The 20,907-nt window shown below is 74.4% G+C and carries 13 protein-coding genes; 6 read left to right on the plus strand and 7 right to left on the minus strand.

What is annotated here, in order from left to right:
* Positions 1-16: 16 nt before the first annotated feature.
* Complete coding sequence (locus Sru01_RS24120; protein WP_203990052.1) at positions 17-2,377, minus strand: AAA family ATPase; 2,361 nt, start codon at positions 2,375-2,377, stop codon at positions 17-19.
* A 112-nt stretch (positions 2,378-2,489) separates the two neighbouring features.
* Positions 2,490-4,328 carry a hypothetical protein gene (locus tag Sru01_RS24125; RefSeq protein ID WP_239137693.1) on the minus strand — a complete coding sequence of 613 codons (1,839 nt, stop codon included), beginning with the start codon at positions 4,326-4,328 and terminating at the stop codon, positions 2,490-2,492.
* Between the two features lie 300 nt (positions 4,329-4,628).
* On the opposite strand from Sru01_RS24125, the gene Sru01_RS24130 reads away from it, so the two are divergent.
* The 3 genes from Sru01_RS24130 to Sru01_RS24140 all read left to right on the plus strand — a co-directional run bounded on the left by Sru01_RS24130 (position 4,629) and on the right by Sru01_RS24140 (position 8,661).
* Positions 4,629-6,194 carry an MFS transporter gene (locus Sru01_RS24130; protein WP_203990053.1) on the plus strand — a complete coding sequence of 522 codons (1,566 nt, stop codon included), beginning with the start codon at positions 4,629-4,631 and terminating at the stop codon, positions 6,192-6,194.
* A 180-nt stretch (positions 6,195-6,374) separates the two neighbouring features.
* The gene (locus Sru01_RS24135) at positions 6,375-7,190 is read left to right on the plus strand and encodes a DoxX family protein (protein ID WP_203990055.1); all 816 of its coding nucleotides are present in this window, start codon (positions 6,375-6,377) and stop codon (positions 7,188-7,190) included.
* A gap of 271 nt (positions 7,191-7,461) precedes the next feature.
* Positions 7,462-8,661 carry a low temperature requirement protein A gene (locus Sru01_RS24140; RefSeq protein WP_203990056.1) on the plus strand — a complete coding sequence of 400 codons (1,200 nt, stop codon included), beginning with the start codon at positions 7,462-7,464 and terminating at the stop codon, positions 8,659-8,661.
* Positions 8,662-8,713: 52 nt separating this feature from the next.
* Here Sru01_RS24140 and Sru01_RS24145 read toward each other — a convergent pair whose 3' ends face one another.
* Entirely contained in the window at positions 8,714-10,042 is a 1,329-nt protein-coding gene (locus Sru01_RS24145) for an extracellular catalytic domain type 1 short-chain-length polyhydroxyalkanoate depolymerase (RefSeq protein WP_203990057.1), read from the minus strand.
* A 158-nt stretch (positions 10,043-10,200) separates the two neighbouring features.
* Positions 10,201-11,655 (minus strand): phospholipid carrier-dependent glycosyltransferase, encoded by a 1,455-nt coding sequence (locus Sru01_RS24150; RefSeq protein WP_203990062.1) that lies wholly within the window; start codon positions 11,653-11,655, stop codon positions 10,201-10,203.
* Between the two features lie 150 nt (positions 11,656-11,805).
* Between Sru01_RS24150 and Sru01_RS24155 the strand changes: the two genes are divergently transcribed.
* Positions 11,806-12,462, plus strand: a complete 657-nt coding sequence (locus Sru01_RS24155; protein WP_203990064.1) for a response regulator transcription factor — start codon at positions 11,806-11,808, stop codon at positions 12,460-12,462.
* Complete coding sequence (locus Sru01_RS24160; RefSeq protein WP_203990065.1) at positions 12,459-13,625, plus strand: sensor histidine kinase; 1,167 nt, start codon at positions 12,459-12,461, stop codon at positions 13,623-13,625. Before Sru01_RS24155 ends, Sru01_RS24160 begins: the two co-directional genes overlap by 4 nt.
* Before the next feature lie 69 nt (positions 13,626-13,694).
* On the opposite strand, the gene Sru01_RS24165 is transcribed toward Sru01_RS24160, so the two are convergent.
* The 3 genes from Sru01_RS24165 to Sru01_RS24175 all read right to left on the minus strand — a co-directional run bounded on the left by Sru01_RS24165 (position 13,695) and on the right by Sru01_RS24175 (position 18,968).
* Positions 13,695-14,702, minus strand: coding sequence for a LacI family DNA-binding transcriptional regulator (locus tag Sru01_RS24165; RefSeq protein ID WP_203990066.1), 1,008 nt, complete (start codon positions 14,700-14,702; stop codon positions 13,695-13,697).
* Positions 14,699-17,533: a glycoside hydrolase family 3 protein gene (locus Sru01_RS24170; protein WP_203990067.1), complete on the minus strand. Its 2,835-nt coding sequence runs from the start codon at positions 17,531-17,533 to the stop codon at positions 14,699-14,701. Before Sru01_RS24170 ends, Sru01_RS24165 begins: the two co-directional genes overlap by 4 nt.
* A 229-nt stretch (positions 17,534-17,762) precedes the next feature.
* On the minus strand, positions 17,763-18,968 hold the full coding sequence (locus Sru01_RS24175; RefSeq protein ID WP_203990068.1) for an ROK family transcriptional regulator: 1,206 nt from the start codon (positions 18,966-18,968) through the stop codon (positions 17,763-17,765).
* A gap of 266 nt (positions 18,969-19,234) precedes the next feature.
* On the opposite strand from Sru01_RS24175, the gene Sru01_RS24180 reads away from it, so the two are divergent.
* Positions 19,235-20,905, plus strand: coding sequence for an extracellular solute-binding protein (locus Sru01_RS24180; protein ID WP_203990069.1), 1,671 nt, complete (start codon positions 19,235-19,237; stop codon positions 20,903-20,905).
* The last annotated feature ends 2 nt before the right edge of the window (positions 20,906-20,907 follow it).

Consider the following 20,907-nt stretch of genomic DNA (forward strand, 5'->3'; position numbering starts at 1 on the left):
CGGTGCGGGAGGCCGATCAGCGCTCGGCGAGCTCGTCGAGCTCGTTGACGGCGGCGCGGACGTCCGCGCTGGTGATGGTGGTGAGCTCCTCGGCGCTCGCGCCGCCGCCGCGCCCGGCGAGGCGCACATCGCGCCCGAGCGCCGCCCGCTCGAACAGCGACCGGGCGAACCGGCCGTTGCCCAGCCCGTCGATCAGGCCCTCGGCGCAGACCCAGGAGAACACCTCCGCCAGGTCGCGCCGCGCCGCGTCGTCGAAGCGGTCGCCGGCGCCGCGGGCCTGCAACTCGGCGATCTCGGTCAGCTCGGCCGGGGTGTAGGACGGGAAGGCGACGCGCTGGTTGAACCGGCTGGCCAGGCCGGGGTTGGTGGCCAGCAGCCGCTCCATCTCGGCGGCGTATCCGGCCAGGATGACGACCAGCCGGTCGCGGTCGTCCTCGGCGCGCTTGAGCAGGGTCTGCACCGCCTCGGCGCCGAAGGCGTCCCCGCCCTGGTATCCGCTGTTCACCAGGCTGTAGGCCTCGTCGATGAACAGCACGCCGCCGATCGCGCGGTCGACCAGCTCGTTGGTCTTGATCGCGGTGGCGCCCAGGTGCTGGCCGACCAGGTCGCCGCGGGAGGCCTCCACGACGTCCGGGCGGGACAGCAGCCCGAGGGCGGCGAACACCCGGCCGAGCACCCGGGCCACCGTGGTCTTCCCGGTGCCGGGCGGGCCGACGAACACGAAATGCCGCATCTGCGGCGGGGCGGGCAGGCCCTGCTCCTGCCGCATCCGGGCCACCCGCAGCTGGGCGGCGATGGCGTGCACCTGGCGCTTGACCGGCTCCAGGCCGGCCATCCGGTCCAGGTCGGCCAGCGCCTCCTCCAAGGTCGGCGTGGCCTGGTAGCCGCGGAAGCGGGCGGTGATGTCGTTGAAGGCCTTGACCAGGTCGGCGGTGGTGGTGGTGACCAGGTCCTCCCGGCTCGGCGCGCCGCCGCCGCCCACCACGCGCACGTCGCGGGCCTGGGCGGCGGCCTCCACCAGGCTGCGGGCGAACCGGGCGTTGCCCAGCTCGTCGACCAGGCCGCGGCGGCGGACGTCCTCGAACAGGCCGAGCAGCACCGGCGGCGCGTCCGCCGCCAGCCGCTCGCCGCGCCGCGAGCTCAGCAGCTCGGTGATGCGCAGCAGCTCGGCCGGCGAGTAGGAGGGGAACCGCACCCGGGTGGCGAACCGGGAGGACAGCCCGGGGTTGGACGAAAGGAAGGCGCCCATCTCCTTCTCGTAGCCGGCCAGGATGACCACCAGCCGGTCCCGGTCGTCCTCGGCCCGCTTGAGCAGGGTCTGCACCGCCTCGGCGCCGAACCGGTCGCCCTGGCCGTCCCCGGAGTTGATGAGGCCGTAGGCCTCGTCGACGAACAGCACGCCGCCGAGGGCCCGGTCGACCAGCTCGTTGGTCTTGATCGCGGTGGCGCCCAGGTACTCGCCGACCAGGTCGGCCCGCTGCGCCTCCACCACGTACGGGGTCTCCAGCAGGCCGAACGCGTAGAAGATCTTGGCGACGGTGCGGGCCACCGAGGTCTTGCCGGTGCCGGGCGGCCCCACGAAGACGAAGTGGCGCATCGGCTGCTCGGTCGCGTACCCGGCCTCGGCGCGCAGCCGGGAGGCCTCGATGGACGCGGCGATCGAGCGCACCTGCTCCTTGACCGGCTCCAGCCCGATCATGCTCTCCAGCTCGTCCAGCGCCTCGTCCACCGAGATGGGCGGCGGCACGGCCCGCTCGGGCGGGCCGCCCCGCTCGGCGGCGCCGTCGCGCACCCGCCGGCGGGCCTGCGCGGGCGGGCGGGCGGGGGCGGCGGCGAGCCCGCGGCGGACCTGGCCGGCCTGCACCAGGCGGTACAGCAGCACGGCGGCCGCCACGCCGTAGGCGGCCCACAGGGCGATGGCCGGGGAGAACGTCGCCACGGCGAAGGCGACCATGCCCGCCGGGGCGAGCGCGGCCAGCGTGGTGACCCAGGGCGTCACCCACCTGATCAGGTGGGCGGCGACGCCGGCGATCAGGCCGAGCAGCAGGAACAGCGTCGGCAGCGCGGAGTGGGGCTGCAGGTAGGACCCCATGACCACCATCACGCACGACCACGCCGCGACCACCACCACGGTCGCCGCCGCCCGCGGGAAGCGCAGCGTCAGCTCGGCGAAGCCGAGCAGCACCAGCGTGGTGAGGAAGGTGGCGAAGGGGGACCAGCCGAGGAACACCGCCAGGACCAGCGCACCGGCCAGGACGCCGCCGAAGATCACCCGCCTGGTGGTCCGGGAGAGCCGGAAATAGCCCAGCCGGACGCGCTCGAACGCGTCGCGGGCCGCGGCGCGCCCCGCCGGCCGGGCCTTGTCGGAGTACCGCATTTTGCCTCCCCGGTCGCCTCCCGGTTATACCGCACCGCAAGCGCACGCGCGCGTCCCGGCGCCTGCCCGGCACGGCGCGCCGCGAACCCGTCCGGGCAGGGGTGGGGAGAGATCAGCGGCCGGCGGCGGGCCGGGCCTCGTGGCGGCCGGGGTACTCGCCGACGAACACGTGCTTGGGCGTCACGCGCAGCACACTTTCGGCCGGGTCGGGGACGGCGATGCCCCGCACCACCGCCCAGAAGCGGCGCTCGGCGGGGTCGGCGGCGAAGACCGCCACCCTGGGGTCGCGCTCGGCCGCCGCCCAGGCGTCCTCGGCGACGATCAGCCGCAGCTCGCCCGGGGCGCCGGCCGACAGGACGGCACCGACCGGCAGCGACCGGGGCCCGTCGGCGCCGTTGTAGGACAGCACGACGCCGCGCGAGCGGGTGAACGCCCGCCGCACCTCGGCGGACAGCCCGACCGGCGGGCTCACCTCGCCGGGCAGCCGGGGCCCGCAGCCCTCGCACATGACCAGCGAGCCCCGCCACGGCCCGGCCGAACCGTGCCACCAGGCGAGCGCGCCGCGGGCCGCGAACGCCGCCACCACCGCGGCGAGCGCCGCCGCCACCGTCCACCAGGCCGCCGCCGCCACGGCGGGCGGCGCACCGGCGACGGCCGCGGCACCGGCCGCGACCAGCGCGGCCGCGCAGCCGGCGAGCGCGGCCAGCGCCGCCGCCAGCACCCGGTCGGCACGCAGCGCGCCGGCCGGCCCGCCGGGCAGGCCGGCCCGGGCACGGACGTAGAGCATGGCGGCCGGCAGCGCGACACCGGCGAGCGCGGCGCGCCGCTCGCCGGCGACCAGTGGCAGCAGGGCGAGCGCGGCGGCCAGGAACCACAGCCGGGCGGTGACGATCCACAGCGTGACGCCGGTGTCGCGCCGCCCGACCGGCTCGGGCGGCGCCGCGGCGAACTGGGCCAGGGCCCGCAGCGGCCGGCCCTGCCACGCCTCGGTGACCACCCGCAGCGCCGGTACGGCGACCGGGTTGAACAGCACCAGGCCGAACAGCCCGGCCCATGATCCGCCGATCAGGTCGTCGAGCCGCGACAGCGCGGCCGGGGCCGCCGGGACGGCGAGGGGTACGGCGCCGTCGATGACCGAGGTGAGGGCGCCGCCGAAGGACCGGTCCGGCAGGGTGGCGAGCGCCGCGGCGTAGGCCGCCGTCGCGAGCAGCGCCACCGACACCGCGACGCACAGCCACAGGTCGCGGGCGAGCATGCCCGGGACGTACCGCCACACGGTGACGGCGCGGGCGTGCCAGGCGGCCAGCAGCGGTACGGCCAGCAGGACCGCGGCGCCACCCGCCCGCGCCGGCCCGTGCATCCCGTACCGGAAGGCGAGGACGGCGACCGCGGCCAGCGCGGCGGCCAGCAGCAGGCGCACCTGCCAGGCCCAGCCGGCCAGGGCGCGGCGGGCGCGGGCGGTGTCCCTGGGATCGACCGGCCAGGCCGGGTCGTGGTGGTCGCGGGGCCGTTCCCAGCGCAGCAACGCCAGTCCGAGGTTGACGCGCGCCCCCGGATGCCGCTCCTCCCGGCGGATCGCGGCCCGGTAGGCGGTGGCCGCCTGCGCGTGGTCGCCGCGCAGCAGCGCCAGGTCGCCGGCCAGGACGTGCGGGTCGGGTTGCTCGGCGGCGAACCGGACGGCCCGCTCGGCCTGCGCCCACGCCTCGCGCCACCGGCCGGGGACGCGGCGCAGCGCGGCGCCCAGCCGTAGCCGCGCGGCCCAGGAGCCGGGTGCGAGCCGGACGGCCTCCCGGGCCGCGACGACCGCCTCGGAGTCGCGGCCGAGGCGTTCCAGGGCGAGACTCGTCAGCCGATGTCCCCATTCGCCGTCCGGGTCGCGGAGCACCGCCTCGCCGGCGGCCTCCAGCGCGCCCTCCGGCTGGTCGCGGGACAGCCGGGCGACGGCGGTCACGCACCACGCGCGGGGATCGGCACGGTCTCGCGGGGATGGCACCGGAGAGGGATCGGACTCGCTGGTGTTCCCCACGCCGTCATGGTGCGTTGCGGATCAACGATTGCCTAGGTATCGGACATATACCTATGGCTCTCTAGAGAGGTGGCGGGCCGCCCCGGCAGCCCCGCCGGCCCCACCCGTCCCGCGGGACCACCGGGGCGACCGGTCCGTTAGGCATTGCGGCAACTTGCTGAACTACCCACGGAGATGGCCTAAGCTGCCACGCATGTCGGCAGGCGAAGGACATTTGAGTAGCCAATGACCGTTTTGAGCGCCCGGCCGCAGGTCCCTCCCGGCCGCGTCCCCGCGGGCCACCAGGCTAACCGCTGGTCGGTGCTCGCGCTGCTGTGTTTCAGCCTGCTGCTGATCGCCGTCGACGCCACGGTGCTGCACATCGCGGTGCCCGCGCTGACCGCGGCGCTGGAGCCGTCCGCGGTGCAGCTGCTGTGGATCATCGACATCTACTCGCTGGTCGTCGCCCCGCTGCTCGTCACCTTCGGCACGCTCGGCGACCGCTACGGCAAGCGGCGCTTCGTGCTGGCCGGGTACGTGGTGTTCGGGGTGGCGTCGCTGGCCGCGGCGTTCGCCGGCGGCCCGCTGATGCTCATCGCGGCCCGGGCACTGCTCGGCGTCGGCGGTGCCATGATCATGCCGGCCACTCTGTCGATCATCCGGCAGGTGTTCACCGACCGCCGCGAGCGCGCGGTGGCCCTCGGCGTGTGGAGCGCGGTGGCCGCCGGCGGGGCGGCGGTCGGGCCGCTGGTCGGCGGGGTGCTGGTCGAGCACTTCTGGTGGGGCGCGGTCTTCCTCATCAACGTGCCGCTGCTGGTCGTGGCGCTGCCGCTCGCCATGCGGCTGCTGCCCGGCTCCCGCGGCGACCGGCGGCACCGCTGGGACGCGCCGAGCGCGGCGCTGTCGGTGCTCGGCATCCTGTTCGTCGCCTTCGGGCTCAAGGAGGCGGGGCACGGCAGCCTGATGGGCACGCGGCCGGCCCTGGCGATCCTGGTCGCCGGGGTCGCGCTGCTGGTGTGGTTCACCGCCCGCCAGCGCCGGCTCGCCCACCCGCTGCTCGACATCGGCCTGTTCGCGCAGCGCGGGTTCGCCCTCGGCGTGGTGTGCGTGCTGCTCGCGGTGTTCGCGCTGGTCGGCCTGCAGCTCATGCTCGCCCAGTACCTCCAGCTGGTGCTGGGCGACAGCCCGCTGCGCGCCGGGGTGCGCATGCTGCCATTGATGATCGCGGCGATCGCCGGCGGCCTGTGCGCGGCGCGCCTGCTGCAGCGCTTCGGGCTGCGCGCGACCATGTCCGGCGGCCTCGCCCTGTCCGGGCTGTCGCTGGCCCCCACCGTCACCTGGGGCGCCGAGCAGCACCCGCTGCTGCTGTGCCTGTGCTTCGCCGGCATCGGGTTCGGGGTGGAGGTGGCGCTGCTGGCCGCCTCCGACACGATCATGGCCTCCGCCCCGGAGGCGCGGGCCGGGGGCGCGGCGGCCATCGAGGAGACGGCCTACGAGCTCGGCGCCGGCCTCGGCGTCGCCGTGCTCGGCACCATCACCACCGTCGTCTACGCGCCGGCCGTGGCCACCGTCCCCGGGGTCGGCCCGCACGCGATGGGCCAGGCACGGGAGTCGCTCGCCTCGGCGGCCCACGTGGCCCGGGAGATCGGCGGCGGCACCGGTGCCACGCTGATGGACACCGCCCGCGCCGCCTTCGTCACCGCCCTGCACTCGACGGTGGTCGTCAGCGTCGTGCTGCTCGCCGCGACCGCGCTGGCCGCCGCCGTCCTGGTCCCCCGGCGCCGCGCCGCCCCCCGGTCCGCCCCGCGCTGACCCTGGCGGAGCCGGTGTAAGACCCGTCCCGGCTGGGCAGTCGGCGGTACGGCGGGCACCCCGGAGACGGGAGCGCCGGCCGTAAGGCCACGACCGCCCGACCTGTACTCATATCCGGTCACATTTCAGGTGACGGCAATCGTCTGTGCAACGACCCCACCCCCCGGGAGAATAAGAGCCGTGAGACAGAGCTTGCGGGATCTCGCGTCGCTGGCGGCCCGGCTGGGCGTCGGCGGCATCTTCTTCGCCAACGGCTGGCACAAGCTTGAGTACGGCCTGACGGCCACCGGTGACCAGTTCGCCAGGATGGACGCGCCGGCGCCCGCCGTGTGGGCCGCGGCCACCATGCTCATCGAGCTGATCGGCGGCGCGCTGCTGGTCGCCGGGCTGGCGGTCCCGGCCTGCGGGCTGGTGCTGTTCGCCGAGGCGCTCGCGGTGTTCGCCCTGGTCAGCGGGGACACCGGGCTTCCGCTCACCGGCGGCGACATCAACCTCATCGTGGCGCTCGGTGCCGCCTCGGTGCTGCTGGCGGTGGTGGGGGCCGGCCGGCTGTCGGTCGACCACCTGGTGGTGATCCGCCGGCGCGAGGCGGAGGCCGAGGACGAGATGGCCGCCGACAAGGAGGCCGACGACGTGATCTCCTCCTGGCGGGAGGCCTCGCGACCGGCGCCGGCCGACGCCGTGGCGGACGCCGACGGGCCGGCCACCAACCCCATCCCGCGCACCGGCACCGGCAAGACCTCGCGCGCCGGCGCCGCCGGGGCGCCGAGCACCGCAGGCGAGCCGGCCGGCGCCGGGGAGCCGGCGGCGGCGACCGGGCCGCGCAAGGCCCGCCCCCGCCGCCCGGCCAGGACCGCCGAGCCGGCCGGCACCACCTCGCCGGCCGGCGCCGCGCCCGCCGACGCCAGGCCCGACGCCAAGCCCGCCGACGCCGCGCCCGGCCAGGACCGCCTGGTGGCCGGCCGCCGCACCACCCCCGCCCCGGACGCTGACTGACTCCCGCCGGCTCCGACCGGTTCCGACCGGCTCCGACCGGACGGCTCCGACCGGGTCGGACCGGCTCCGGCCGGCGGCGGCTCCGGCCCGCCGGGCGGGCCCGCCGTCCTCCGCTAGGCGCCGTACTCCCGGGCCGCCGGGGCGGGCCGAACCGACCCGTGCCGCCTGCCCGATGTCGTACACCCGATCGAGGTGGACCGCCCAGCGGAAAAGGCGTTCGTAGTCGGCGAAACCCCGCCATTTCCCCCCGGTCAGGCGGCAAGATGACCTCGTGCGTCTTCCCGGCTGGTTCGCCGAGCGCGTCGAGCCCACCCCCGCCCACGAGGAACTGCGCGTCTCCACCCTGGAGCTGTTCTTCGACCTGGTCTTCGTCTTCACCATCACCCAGCTGACCACCCTGCTGGTGGACGGCCTGGCCGACGGCGGCCACCCGCTGCCCGCCGCGCTGCGCGTGCTGCTGGTGTTCGGCGTGATGTGGTGGATGTACGCCGGGTACGCCTGGCTGACCAACACGATCCCGCCGGTGCGGCCGGCCCGCCGGGTGCTGGTCCTGCTCGGCATGGTCGGCTTCCTGATCATGGCGCTGGCGATCCCGACCGCGTTCGACGGCGGCGGATGGGCGTTCGCACTGGGCTATCTGATCATCGTGCTGGTGCACGCCGGCCTGTACCTCCAGGCCACCGCGTCGATCGTCCGGGTCGTCCCGTTCAACCTGGCCGCCACCGGCCTGCTGTTCGCCGCCGGGTTCACCGACGGCCCGCTGGTGCTCGTGCTGTGGGCGGCGGCCATGGTGCTGCTGTGGGCCAGCCCGTACTTCATCGGCCAGAAGGGCTTCCCGCTGCACCCGGCGCACATCGTCGAGCGGCACGGCCTGCTGGTGATCGTGGCGCTCGGCGAGTCGGTGGTGGCGATCGGCATCGGCGCGCACGGCCACATCGATCCCGGGCTGGCGGTCGCCGCGGCGCTCGGGCTGGCCCTGGCCGCCTGCCTGTGGTGGGTGTACTTCGGGGGCGACGACGAAGGACCGGCCGAGCGGGCCCTGGCCGGCGCCGAACCGGTCCGCCGCACCCGGCTCATCCTGGGCGCCTTCTTCTACGCCCACATCCCGCTGCTGCTCGGCATCGTCGGCGTGGCGGCCGGCGTGAAGAAGGCGCTCGGCCACCCCTTGGAGGCCTTGCACGCCGGCCCGGCGGTCGCGCTGGCCGCCGGCGTGACGCTCTACCTGGCCGGGGACGTGCTGTACCGGAAGGTGCTCGGCCTGCCCGGCCACCGGACGCGCCCGGTGGCCGCGGCGCTGGCGCCGGTCACCATCGTGGCCGGGCTGTGGTCGGCCCTCGCCCAGCTCGCCGCGCTCACCGCGCTGCTGGTGGCCGTGCTCGCGGCCGAGCACCGGCGGCGTCCCGGCCGGGCGCCGAACCCGCCCGGGACGCCGCAGCCGCCCGCCGATCCGGCGGGCGGCGCGCCGGCCTGACCGGTCCTGGCACCGCCCGCGCGACGGCTCAGATCACCAGGCGGGCCACCACTCAGCCCGCGGCGCAGGCGCCGCCGTTGAGGGTGAACGCCGACGGCCTGGAGGTGTTCCCGGTGTGGCCGGCCTGGAAGCCGAAAGAGGCCGAGCCGCCCGGCGCGATGGTGCCGTTGTAGGAGACGTTCCGGGCGGTCACCTGGCCGGCGGCCGGAGAGATCGTGGCGTTCCAGGCGGAGGTCACCGTCTGGCCGGCCGGCAGCGCGAAGGCCAACGACCAGCCGTTGACCGCCGTGGGGCCGGTGTTGGTGATCTTCACCTCGGCGGTGAAGCCGGTGTTCCAGGAGTTCATCGTGTAGGTGACCTGGCAGGGACCGGTGCCGGGCGTGGGGGTCGGGGTCACGGTCGGCGTCGGGGTCGGGGTCACGGTGGGGGTCGGCGTGGGGGTCGGGCTGGGGCCGGGGTCGCCGGACGTGAGGCCGAAGAACTCGATCACCCGCTGCGCCATCCCGCCCTGCGGCAGGCTGTGCCCGACACCCTGGACGCTGATCGCCTCCACCGGCGCCATCGTCCCGGTCCCGCCGTAGCGGGTTCGCGTCCAGTTCGAGGCCGGCGCGTCGGTGAACGACGGCGTCTGGCTCAGGCCGTGGACGTCGGTCCACTGCTTGATCTGCTCCTGGAAGTTCGGATACCGCAGCGTGGCGTCCTCGGTGCCGTGCCAGGTCTGCATCCGCGGCCGGGCCCCGGTGTACCCGGGGTAGGCGGCGCGCACCAGATCGCCCCATTGCTGCGGGGTCTTACTGATCTGGCCGTTGGCGCAGGCGCTGTTCCAGCTCGACCCGTCGGTGGTGGCGAAGCAGCCGAACGGCACGCCCATGAAGGCGGCGCCCGCCTTGAACACGTCCGGGTAGGCGCCGAGCAGCACGTTGGTCATCATGCCGCCCGAGGAGGCGCCGGTGACGAACACCCGGGAGGCGTCGCCGCCCCGGTTCTGCGCCACCCAGCGCACCATCGACACGATGCCCACCGGGTCGCTGCCGCCGTTGTGCGACAGCGCCTGCGGCGAGGAGACGTCGAAGCAGGAGCCGCTGCGCGTCGCCGACGGGTACACGACGATGAACCCGTACCGGTCGGCCAGCGAGGCGAACTCGGTCCCGGAGTAGAACGCCGGTCCCGAGCCGGTGCAGTAGTGCACGGCCACCAGAATGGCCGGCCGGGCCGCCACCCGGTCCGGGACGTACAGGTGCATGCGCAGGTTCGTGGGGTTGGTGCCGAACCCGGTCACCTCGACCAGCGACGCCGACGTCGCCGGGCCTGCCACCGCCACGCCGGTGACCAGCATCGCCGCGGCCGCCACCGCGCCGAGCAACATGGATCTCAGTTTCATGGGCCGTCCGTCCTTCTCGACCGGTGCCAAGGTCAGTCGGGAGTATCGATCCCGGTCCGGGAGGCGGCAAGGCGCGGCGGGACCGGCGGTCCCCGGCCGGGCCCTGACCTGGACCATGCCGTCCCGCCGGATCAGCCGTTTTTGAAAGTTTCTCCACTTCACCGGTACTTTCGACGCCGTCCGGCGAGGTCGTGGAGGGCGATGGCGGCGGCCAGGCAGGCGACCGGTACGGCGGGCAGCATGTAGCGGTGGTCGAAGTCCAGCGCGGCGACCGGTGCGACGAGCAGGAAGGCGGCCGTCATCCACGGCAGGGCCGCGGCGCGGCGCCGGCCGGCCGCACCGATCCCGCCGATCAGCAGCAGCACGCCGAACAGCGGCCCGTGCAGCACCTCCGGATAGGTGTACGCGCCGAGCGCGCGGGCGTACGGCTGCACCGAGGACATCCCGCGGATCGTGCCGTCGTACTCCTGCCGCACCTTGCCGATCAGCGCGTGGCCGGGCAGCGGCCAGGACCCCACCGGGAAGGTGAGCGTCGGCACCACCCGCAGCGGGTGGCGCACCGGAGTCCAGGCGAACGCCAGCGAGGTGTCGCGGGCGACGTCGGCCAGATAGTCCAGCGGCTGGGCGGCGATGGCCCGCAGCGCGAACGACCGGGCCAGGTCGTTGTGCGAGAACCGGTCCCCCGGCAACCGGTTCAGCGCGGCGCCCGGCGCCCACACGTACTCCGACGCCGCGTCGACGACCGTGCCGTTGGGGCACAGCGCGGCCTCGGCGGCCGGCGGCCTGATCACCGAGCAGTCGGCGAACGTCATGGTCCGCGCCCATAGCGCCACGCCGTCGGAGCCGCTCAGCGCGAACCGGCCGTGGTGGGCCTGGTACCAGGCCGCGTACCCGGCGAGCGGCAGCACGCCGGCGACGGCGAGCGCGGCCACCCGCCGCGCCCCGGCCCGCCGCACCAGCAGATACAGGGCGAACAGCCCGACCAGCGGCACCGCGACCGTACGGCTGAGCCCGGCCAGTGCCACCAGCAGGCCGGCCGCGGCGGCGGCCGGCACCGTCGGCACCGGCCGCCAGAGCAGGACCACCAGCGCCGCGACGACCAGGAACATGGTCTGGGTGTCGGCGAGCACGGCGTGCTCCAGCCGGACGAACGCCGGGTCGAACAGCACCGGCAGCGGGGCCAGGGCCGCCGCCCAGCCGGGCAGCCCGCGCCGGCGCAGCAGCGCGTAGATCAGCACGCCCATGCCGAGCCCCATCAGGTGCTGGACGGCGGCCACCAGGCGCACGCTGTGGAAGGGCAGCAACATCCGCAGGAAGAAGGGGTAGCCGGCCGGGTGCAGCGCACCGGACGGCTGCAGGTGGACGGCGGTGTCCAGGTAGGTGAAGGAGTCGTACCAATACAGCTGCGCGGTGTCGTAGCCCAGCATGACCAGGGCGCGCACCCCGGCGGCGAGGGTGATCACGACCAGGAAGGTCAGGTGGCCGCCGTCGCGGACCCGGCGCGCGGGACCGATGATCAGGTGGGCGGCCCGCCGGATCGGACCGCCCGCCCGGCCTGGTGCGGCCGGGGCGGCGGCCGGACCGGCCGGGCCGGTGGCGTCGCGTACGGGCATCGTCGGACTCCCTTCGGGTGCCCGGGCCGATCCCGGGCACGACGGGGCAGTCCAGCGAATGATCGATAACCTTGAGGTGACCTGATCGCGTTATGTCCGCGTTATGCCGGATTCGTCATGCTGGCCCGGCCTGGAGCGAAGGAGGCGCGGATGCGGGTGCTGATCGCCGAGGACGAGCGGATGCTCGCCGACTCGATCGCCGAGGGGCTGCGGGCCGAGGCGCTGGCCGTCGACATCGCCTACGACGGCGAGGCGGCGCTGGAGCGGCTCGGCGTGCACGACTACGACGTGCTCGTGCTGGACCGCGACCTGCCGGGGCGGCACGGGGACGACGTGTGCCGGACCCTGGTGGCCGGCGGCGCGCTGGTCCGGATCATCATGCTGACCGCGGCCGCCGACGTCGGCTCGCGGGTGGACGGCCTGTCCCTCGGCGCCGACGACTACCTGCCCAAGCCGTTCGCCTTCGAGGAGCTGCTCGCCCGGGTGCACGCGCTCGGCCGGCGGACGCGGCCCGCCGACCCGCCGATGCTGGAACGCGCCGGCATCCGGCTGGACTGGGCCCACCGGCAGGTCTTCCGGGACGGACGCTACCTGCCGCTGGCCCGCAAGGAGTTCGGCGTGCTGGCGGAGCTGCTGCGGGCGCGCGGCGCGGTCGTCTCGGCGGAGACCCTGCTGGAGAAGGTGTGGGACGAGCACATCGACCCGTTCACCAACACCGTGCGGACAACCATGACCAAGCTGCGCCGCAAGATCGGTCAGCCGCCGGTCATCGAGACCGTCACCGGCGCGGGATACCGGATCCCATGAGCGAGCGGGTGCGGGCGAGCGTGCGCCTGCGGTTCGCCGTCGCCTGCGGCGTCGTCTTCGTGCTGGCCGGAGCGGTCCTGGTGGCCGGGCTGGCCCTGCTGGTCCGGCACAACCTGCAGCCGAGGGACGGGCTGCGCCATCCCCAGTACATCAGCGCGGGCGGGGCCTGGTACTCGCAGTGGGAGCGGGAGTACCGGATCGCCGAGCTGCGCGTCGCGCAGGTCCGGCGGGTCTACCAGGCGGACACCGTCCGCAACGTCGTGGTGGTCGGCGGGCTGGCGCTGCTCCCGGCCGGCGTGCTGGCCGGGCTGCTCGGCTGGCGGGCCGGTGGCTGGGCCGTGCGCCCGGTCCGGTCGGTGACCGCCAGCGCGCGGCGGGTGGCGCAGAGCCACGACCTGTCCGAGCGCATCGCCTACGACGGCCCGCCCGACGAGGTAGGCGAGCTGGCCGGCATCGTCGACGGGATCATCGGCCGGCTCGGCCGCGCCTACGACGGCCAGCGGCGGTTCATCGCCAACGCGTCCCACGAGCTGCGCACGCCGCTCACCATCAACCGGACGCTGGTCGACGTGGCGGTCCGCCGGCCGGAGGCCAGCGAGGACGTCCGGCGGCTCGGCGAGTCGCTGCTCACGGTGAACACCCGGCACGAACGGCTGATCGACGCGCTGCTGGCCCTGGCCGAAGGCGAGCGCCGGATGCTGGACCGCCGCCCGTTCGACCTGGCCGACGTGGTCGAGCACGTGCTCGACCTGGCCGTCGCCGAGACCGCCGAGCGGAAGGTGACCGTGCACCGGCTGCTGGACCCGGCGCCGACGTCGGGCGAGGCGGTGCTGGTGGAGCGGCTCGCGCAGAACCTGGTGGAGAACGCCGTCCGCCACAACCACGCCGGCGGGCAGGTGTGGGTGTCCACCCGGCGGCGGGCCGACCGGGTGGAGCTGGTGGTGGCGAACACCGGGCTGCCGGTGCCGGCCTACGAGATCGAGACCATCTTCGAGCCGTTCCGCCGGCTGCATGGCGACCGGCTGGAGTCCGAGCGGGGCAGCGGGCTCGGACTGTCGATCGTCAAGGTGGTGACGGAGGCGCACGGCGGCGTGGTCACCGCGGCCCCCCGCGAGGAGGGCGGCCTGACGGTCGCCGTGGAGCTGCCCTACCACCAGCCATGATGCGGCACCGACGCGGCACCGATGCGGCACTGACGCCGGGCACGGGCCACCCCGCGGCGCCCGGCGGGTTCAGCGGGCGGCGGTGCTGCGGCGGACGGTCAGCCGGGGGTTGAGCAGGGTGGCCTCGGGCACCGACTCGCCCTCCAGCTTGGCCATCAGCAGGTTCACCGCCTGGGCGCCGACGTCCTCGGCCGGGATGAGCACCGAGGTGAGCGCCGGGCTGGCCCGTTCGGCGACGTCGTCGGGGCAGATGGCCACCACCGAGACGTCCTGCGGCACCCGGCGGCCGAGGACGCGCAGCGCGCCGAGCACGTGACCGACCGCGGCCTCGTTGTGCACCACCAGGCCGGAGGTGCCGGGATGCCGCTCCAGCAGCGCCGACACCGTCGCGCACACCTCGTCGAAGGTCTCCTCGCACGGCCAGGCGACCGTGCCGGCCGCGTGCCGGTGGCCGGCCGCGACGAAGCCCTCCATCACCCGCTCGGCGAAGGCGGTGCCCCGCTTGTAGACGACGTTCGGCGCGCCGAGCAGCGCGATCTCCCGGTGCCCGAGCCCGGCCAGATGCTCGGCGCAGATCGCCCCGGCCTGCGCGAAGTTCAGGTCGACGCAGGTCAGCCCGGAGGCGTCCGCCGGGAAACCGATGAGCACGCTCGGCTCGCCGAGGTCGCGCAGCAACGGCACCCGGGGATCGTGGATCTCCACGTCCATCAGCACCAGCCCGTCCACCATGGCGCTGGCGGCCACCCGGCGCAGCCCGTCGGGGCCCTCGTCGGCGGTCATCAGCAGCACGTCGTGGTCGAAGCGCCGCGCCGTGGTGACCACCGAGGTGGCGAACTGCATCAGCACCGGCAGGTGCATCCCGGCCCGCAGCGGCAGCACCAGGGCGATCACGTTGGACCGCTTGCTGGCCAGCGCCCGCGCGCCCGCGTTGGGGTGGTAGCCGAGGGCCCGCACGCTGCGCATCACGCGCTCGCTGGTGCTCTCGGAGATGGCGCGCTTGCCGCTGAGCACGTAGGAGACGGTGCTGACCGCGACACCCGCGTGCCTGGCGACGTCGGCGATGGTGACCGTTCTCACCGGCCGCCTCCGATGGTGCCCGGCGCGAAGGTGAGCGTGCCCAGCGTGATCCCCTCGTTCTCGAAGACGACGTAGAGGTCGCGGACCCCGGCCACCCCGGCCAGCGGGCAGCCGACCTCGACCAGCTCGTGGCGGTCCCGGACCGGCGCGATCGAGACCGCCCCGGCCACCGGCCCGGTGAGCGGGTCGTCCAGCCGCAGGCTCAGCACCCCGCCCTCGGTGCTGCCCGCGGTGAAGGCGCACCGCGCAGCGCCGGCCGCGAAGTCCACGCCGTGGAAGGCGATCCACGAGCCGGGATCGGTACCGCGGACCGCGTCGCCGTCGACCCGGCCGGCGTCGCACAGCACGATGCCGTCGTACTCGTCGTTGCCGATCGCCTCCAGCGGCCGCCGGTAGGGGTCGCGCGGCGCGAGGCGCTCGCCGTCGACGGTGAACCGCCCCGACAGCCGGATGTCGCGGGCCGACCGGCCGACCTGCACGGTGTGCGCGGCGTCCTCGACCACGAACCGGTCCTTGGTGACGTCCCAGAAGGCCAGGTCGGCGGCGGCCACCGTCAGGGTGACCGTGCCGCTCTCCCCCGGCGCCAGCCGCAGGCGCTCGAACGCGCGCAGCTGCCGGAGCGGCTGCTTGACCCGGGAGCGCCGCTGCCGGGTGTAGAGCTGGACGACCTCGGTCCCCGGCCGGTTCCCGGTGTTGGTGACCGTGCAGCGCACGGTCAGCGACTCCTCCGGCGCCAGCCGCTCGGCCGACAGCTCCAGCGCGGAGTACTCGAAGCGGGTGTAGCTGAGGCCGTGCCCGAACGGGTAGAGCGGCGTGCCGCGGAAGTACAGGTAGGTGGCGTCGGTGGCGATGATGTCGTAGTCGAGCAGGTCGGGCAGCTCCCCCGCCGAGCGGTACCAGGTCTGGGTGAGCCGCCCGCCCGGGTCCTGGTCGCCGAACAGCACGTCGGCGAGCGCGTGGCCGTACTCCTGGCCGCCGTGCGCGGACCAGACGATCGCCGGCACCCGCTGCTGCGCCCACGTCACGGCGAACGGGTAGCCGCTGCTGAGCACCAGGACGGTGTCGGGGTTGGCCTCGTGCACGGCCCGCAGCAGTTCCTCCTGGGCGGGCGGCAGGCCGAGGTCGGCCCGGTCCTCGGTCTCCCGGCCGTTCACCAGCGGGTGGTCGCCGGCCACCACGACCGCCACGTCGGCCGCGGCGGCCAGCTCGGCCGCCGCCTGCGCGCCGCCGCGCACCAGCTCCAGGGTGAGCACGAGGGGCTGCCCGCCTTCGGCGGCCAGCCGCAGCGTGCCGTCGGTGGTGGATGCGACGTACCTGCCGGTGGCGATGTGCCGCAGGACCAGCGTGCCGCGCGGCCGCTCCTCCAGCCGGAAGGTCTGGCGCACCTCCCAGCCGTTCGGGCCGGGCTGGTCGTTGACCAGCACGTCGTCGTCGCCGGCCGAGAGGTACCTGCCGTTGGCGGCCGAGCGCAGCGCGTAGGCGCCGCCGCCCCAGTCGAACAGGTCGAACCAGGTGGCCTCCGGGCCGGCGGCGGACGTCAGCCGGACCGGCCCGCCGTCGCGGCCGGCGACCGCGGTGACGTACCGGCCCCTGCTGCCCAGCGCGACGCGGTCCACGCCCTCGCAGAAGGTGACCTCGCAGCGCTCGGCCAGCCCGGCGCGGGCGGTCACCGCGTACGGCAGCGTGCCGCTGTACCAGTCCTCCATCAGGGTGTCGGCGAGCGGGCCGACGACGGCCACCCGGGAGGGCGCGCGCAGCGGGAGGATCCCGTCGTTCTTCAGCAGCACGATGGCGCGGGTGGCGGCCTCCCGGGCGAGCGCCTGGTGCTCGGGGCCGTTGACGACCTCCTCGCCGACCTCGTAGGGGCTGCCGGGGTCGAACTCGCCGAGCCGGAACCGGATGGCCAGCGCGTGCCGGGCGGCGGCGTCGACGTCCTGCTCGGCGAGCAGGCCCCGCTCCAGCGCGGTCCGGATGTGGCCGAGCGTCGCCTCGGTCCGGTCGTCGTCCTGGGTGAAGCTGTCGGTGCCCGCCTTGATCGCCGCCGCGTACGCCTCGGCGGGGTCGGCGTAGTAGGCCTGCAGGCCGGTGAGGTTGGCCGGCGCGTAGGCGTCGCTGACGACCAGCACCTCCTGGTCGGTCCAGGTACGCAGGACCTGGTTCACCAGCGGGCTGAGCATGGCCGGGCGGCCGTTGACCAGGTTGTAGGAGGTCATCACCGCCACCGCGGCCCCGCTCGCGATGGCGGGCCGGAACGCCTTCAGCTCGTACTCGTGCAGCACCCGGGGCGGGACGTTGCTGGAGGTGGTGCACCGGTCGGTCTCGTTGTTGTAGGCGAGGAAGTGCTTGAGGGTGGGCGCGGTGCGCAGCGTCGGGTGCTCGCCGCGCAGGCCGCGGGCGAAGGCGGTGCCCATCAGGCCGGTCAGCCACGGGTCCTCGGCGTAGCCTTCCTCGTTGCGTCCCCAGCGCGGGTCGCGCAGCGGGTTCACCACCGGTGCCCACACGTTGAGGCCGGCGCCGTCGGGGTCCTTGCGGTGGAAGGCCACCACCTCCGCCCCGGTGGCCGCGCCGACCCGGCGGACCAGTTCCGGATCCCAGGTGCTGGCCAGCCCCACCGCCTGCGGGAAGACCGTCGCCGGCCCGAGCCAGGCCAGCCCGTGGAGTGCCTCGGTGCCGGTGCGGAAGGCGCCCACGCCGAGCCGGGGCACCGGGGCCTGGTACTGGTGGAGCAGGCCGACCTTCTCCTCCAGGGTGAGCCGGCCGAGCAGGTCGGCGACCCGCTCGGCGACCGGGCGGGCGGGGTCGCGGAAGGCCTCCGGGGCGGGTTCGTTCATGGGAACCGTCCTTCGCTCGCCGAGGCCCGGTCGAAGCGCTTCGACGACCGCGTCCGGCTGTCGAAGCGCTTCGATGGCCGGAAGGGTTGTCGAAGCGCTTCGACGCTGTTTAGGGGGTATTTCCGAAGTGTTACGTCCGGGGGTTCTTATGAAGACTGCCCGCTTTGCCGGTCCGGGTCAAGAGCGGATGCGGTCCCGTGACCCGTGGCGCCCGGCAGCACCCGGACGGTCAGGCGGGCAGCCGGCCGGAGTCGATGGAGTCCAGCAACCGGGCCGCCGCGCCGAGCGCCGCGGCGCCGTGCCCGAGGGCGGATATCTCCACCCGGACGCCGCCGCCGGCCGGTGCCACGCTGCCCCGGGCCAGCTCCGCACGCGCCGCGGGCAGCATCCACTCCCCGAGCGGGACGTAGTAGCCGCCCAGCACGATGACGTCGGGGTTCAGCAGGTTCGCCAGGATGGCCAGCCCGCGGCCGAGGTCGCCGCCGATGCTCTCCAGCGAGCGCAGCGTCTCGGCGTCACCGCCCCGGGCCAGCCGGACGACCTCGTCCACCTCCGGCTCCAGCTCGGCGGGCGTGGCGTCCGGGGCGGTGCGCCGCAGCACGGCGCCGACGCCGGCCACCGCCTCCAGGCAGCCGTGCCGGCCGCACCGGCAGCGGGGCCCGGCCGGATCGATCTGGATGTGGCCGACCTCGCCGGCGAACCCGGCGCCGCCACGACGCAGCCGGCCGTCCATCAGGACGCCCGCGCCCACCCCCACCTCCCCGGTCAGGTACACCAGGTTGGCCGCGCCGCCGCTGCCGCCGAAGCGGTGCTCGGCCAGCGCGCCGAGGTTCCCGTCGTTGTCGACCAGCACCGGGAAGCCCGGGTCGCGCAGCGCCTTGGTCAGGTCACCCGCCAGATCGACGTCCCGCCAGCCGAGGTTCGGCGCGACGCGCACGCAGCCGCCCAGGTCGACCAGGCCGGGCACCGCGACGCTCAGCCCGAGCACCCGCCGCGACTCCTTGCCCATCCGGCCGAGCACCCGGCGGGCCAGCGCGGCCACCGCGGCGATCGCCTGCGGCGGGGTGGCGGTCGCGCCGGGGAAGGCCCGGCGCCAGGACAGCAGCTCAGTGCCGGCCAGGTCGACGGCCACCGCGGTCAGGTAGTCGACGTTGACCTCGATGCCCACCGCCGCGTACGGGGAGCCGTCCAGCATCAGCATCGTGGCCGGCCGGCCGACGCGGTTCTCGGTCAGGCCGGTCTCCTTCAGCAGCCGGCGCTCGATGAGGTCGGCCACCAGGCTGGACACGGTCGCCTTGTTCAGGCCGGTGGAGGCGGCGATGTCGGCACGCGAGCAGGGCGCGTTGTCCCGGACGAACCTCAGCACGACGGCGAGGTTGGTGGCCCGCACGTCGGCGAAGTCCGCCGGCTGAGGGCCGGTGTGCGCGTTGATCAAGATCAGCCCCGTTCCCGCTGAGCCCCGGCGGGCCCATCATGCCGCATCGCCGAGGAGGTGGTCATGCCGCTCCCTGGTGCTCGCCCCGCCCATGTCATCGATCTGTGACCCGCCTCCCGGGCCGAACGGCGGACCCTCCCTTGTGGGGCGGGTCACCCTCGGCTAATTTGTTTGGTCACCAGACGAACTAACTCTACCCCGGGATCGGCCCCGGCCGACACCCCCGAAAAGCCCAACACCCGGGCACGAAGAAGGAGGCGCGCGCCGTGAAGAACTCCCCCGATGGCGCGATAACCAGCCGGCGAGGTTTTCTCGGACTCGTCGGCGCCGGCAGCCTGGTGGCCGCCACCGGCGGCCTGACCGGATGCGCCGCGAAGAAGGAGCTGCCCAAGGGCACCGCCGTCGCCGCCGACAAGTTGTCCGGACTGGTGCCGAAGCAGATCCCGTTCCAGGTGCCCGGACTCACCCCCGACCTGCCCGGCGGCGCATTCGTCGACCCCGGCTTCCTCAAGCGCCCGGCGCAGTTCGTCCAGGCGGTCACCGAGAAGCCGATCACCAGCGGCAAGCAGATCACCGCGATGACCCCGCTGTGGGGCAAGGTGCCGCCCGGCCTGGGGAACAACGCCTACTACGACGCCGTCAACGAGCAGCTCGGTGGCGTGGTGAAGTTCAACATCCAGGACGGCATGACCTACGGCGACAAGCTCAGCGCCGTGCTGGCCAGTGGCGACGTGCCGGAGATCATGCAGATCCCGGGCTGGGAGGCCCAGAAGATCGCGCACTTCACCGAGGCGGCCAACAAGCTGTTCGCCGACCTGTCGCCCTACCTGGCCGGCGACAAGGCCAAGGACTACCCGCTGCTGGCCGCCTACCCGACCGCCGCGTGGCAGTACGCGGTGTACGGCGGCGTGCTGCAGGCCATCCCGTGGGCGAACGCGCCGTACCCGTTCCTGATGCTCTATCGCAAGGACATCCTGGACGAGCTCGGCATCACCGCGCCCACCAACGCCGACGAGATCTACGCGATGGGCAAGGAGGCCACCGACGCCAAGAAGAAGCGCTGGGCGTTCGCCGGCATCGAGCAGGAGATCCAGCGGGCCTTCAACGTGCCGCGCGAGTGGCGCAAGAAGGGCGACGGCACGCTGATCTACAAGTACGAGACGCCGGAGTTCGAGCAGCACATCGAGTACATGGTCAAGCTGTACGCCGACGGCCTGGTGCACCCGGAGATCGTCGCCAACAAGGACGCCAACGTCAAAAGCCTGATGGGCTCCGGCCAGGTCCTGATGAACCGGGACGGCGTCGGCGGCTGGCACGAGCTGTACGGCACCTACCTGCCCGACAACCCCAAGCTGCGCTTCGCCGCGCTGGACCCGTTCCCGGCGAAGGCTGGCGGCAAGGTGATCGTCTGGCGCAACGAGCCGGCCGGCATGTTCGCCTTCATCCGCAAGGACCTGTCCCCGGACCGGATCCGCGAGCTGCTGCGGGTGGCCAACTGGTGCTCGGCCCCGTACGGCACCGCGGAGAACGAGCTGCTCACCAACGGCGTCGAGGGCAAGCACTACAACGTCAAGGACGGCCTGGTGCAGCGCACCAACCTGGGCGAGAAGGAGGCACAGCCGACCTACATGTTCCTGTCCGGCCGCCCGGGCGCGATCACCGAGGCGCAGTACCCGGACTACGTCCCCTCGCTGCACGCGTGGGAGACCAAGGCGGCCACCTTCCTGGAGGAGGACCCGTTCGTAGGGATCCGGGTGGAGGTGCCGTCCAAGATGTCCGGCCTGGTGACCCCGACCGAGGACAAGATGCAGGAGATCTTCCGCGGCAAGCGCCCGATCTCGGAGTGGAAGCAGGTCGTCCGGAACTGGCAGGAGCAGGGCGGGAACGAGGCGCGGGAGTTCTACCAGAAGACCGCGCGGGACAACGGCCGGTTGTGAGC

Origin of the sequence: Sphaerisporangium rufum (genome assembly GCF_016863395.1) — a bacterium.
GTDB lineage: Bacteria > Actinomycetota > Actinomycetes > Streptosporangiales > Streptosporangiaceae > Sphaerisporangium > Sphaerisporangium rufum.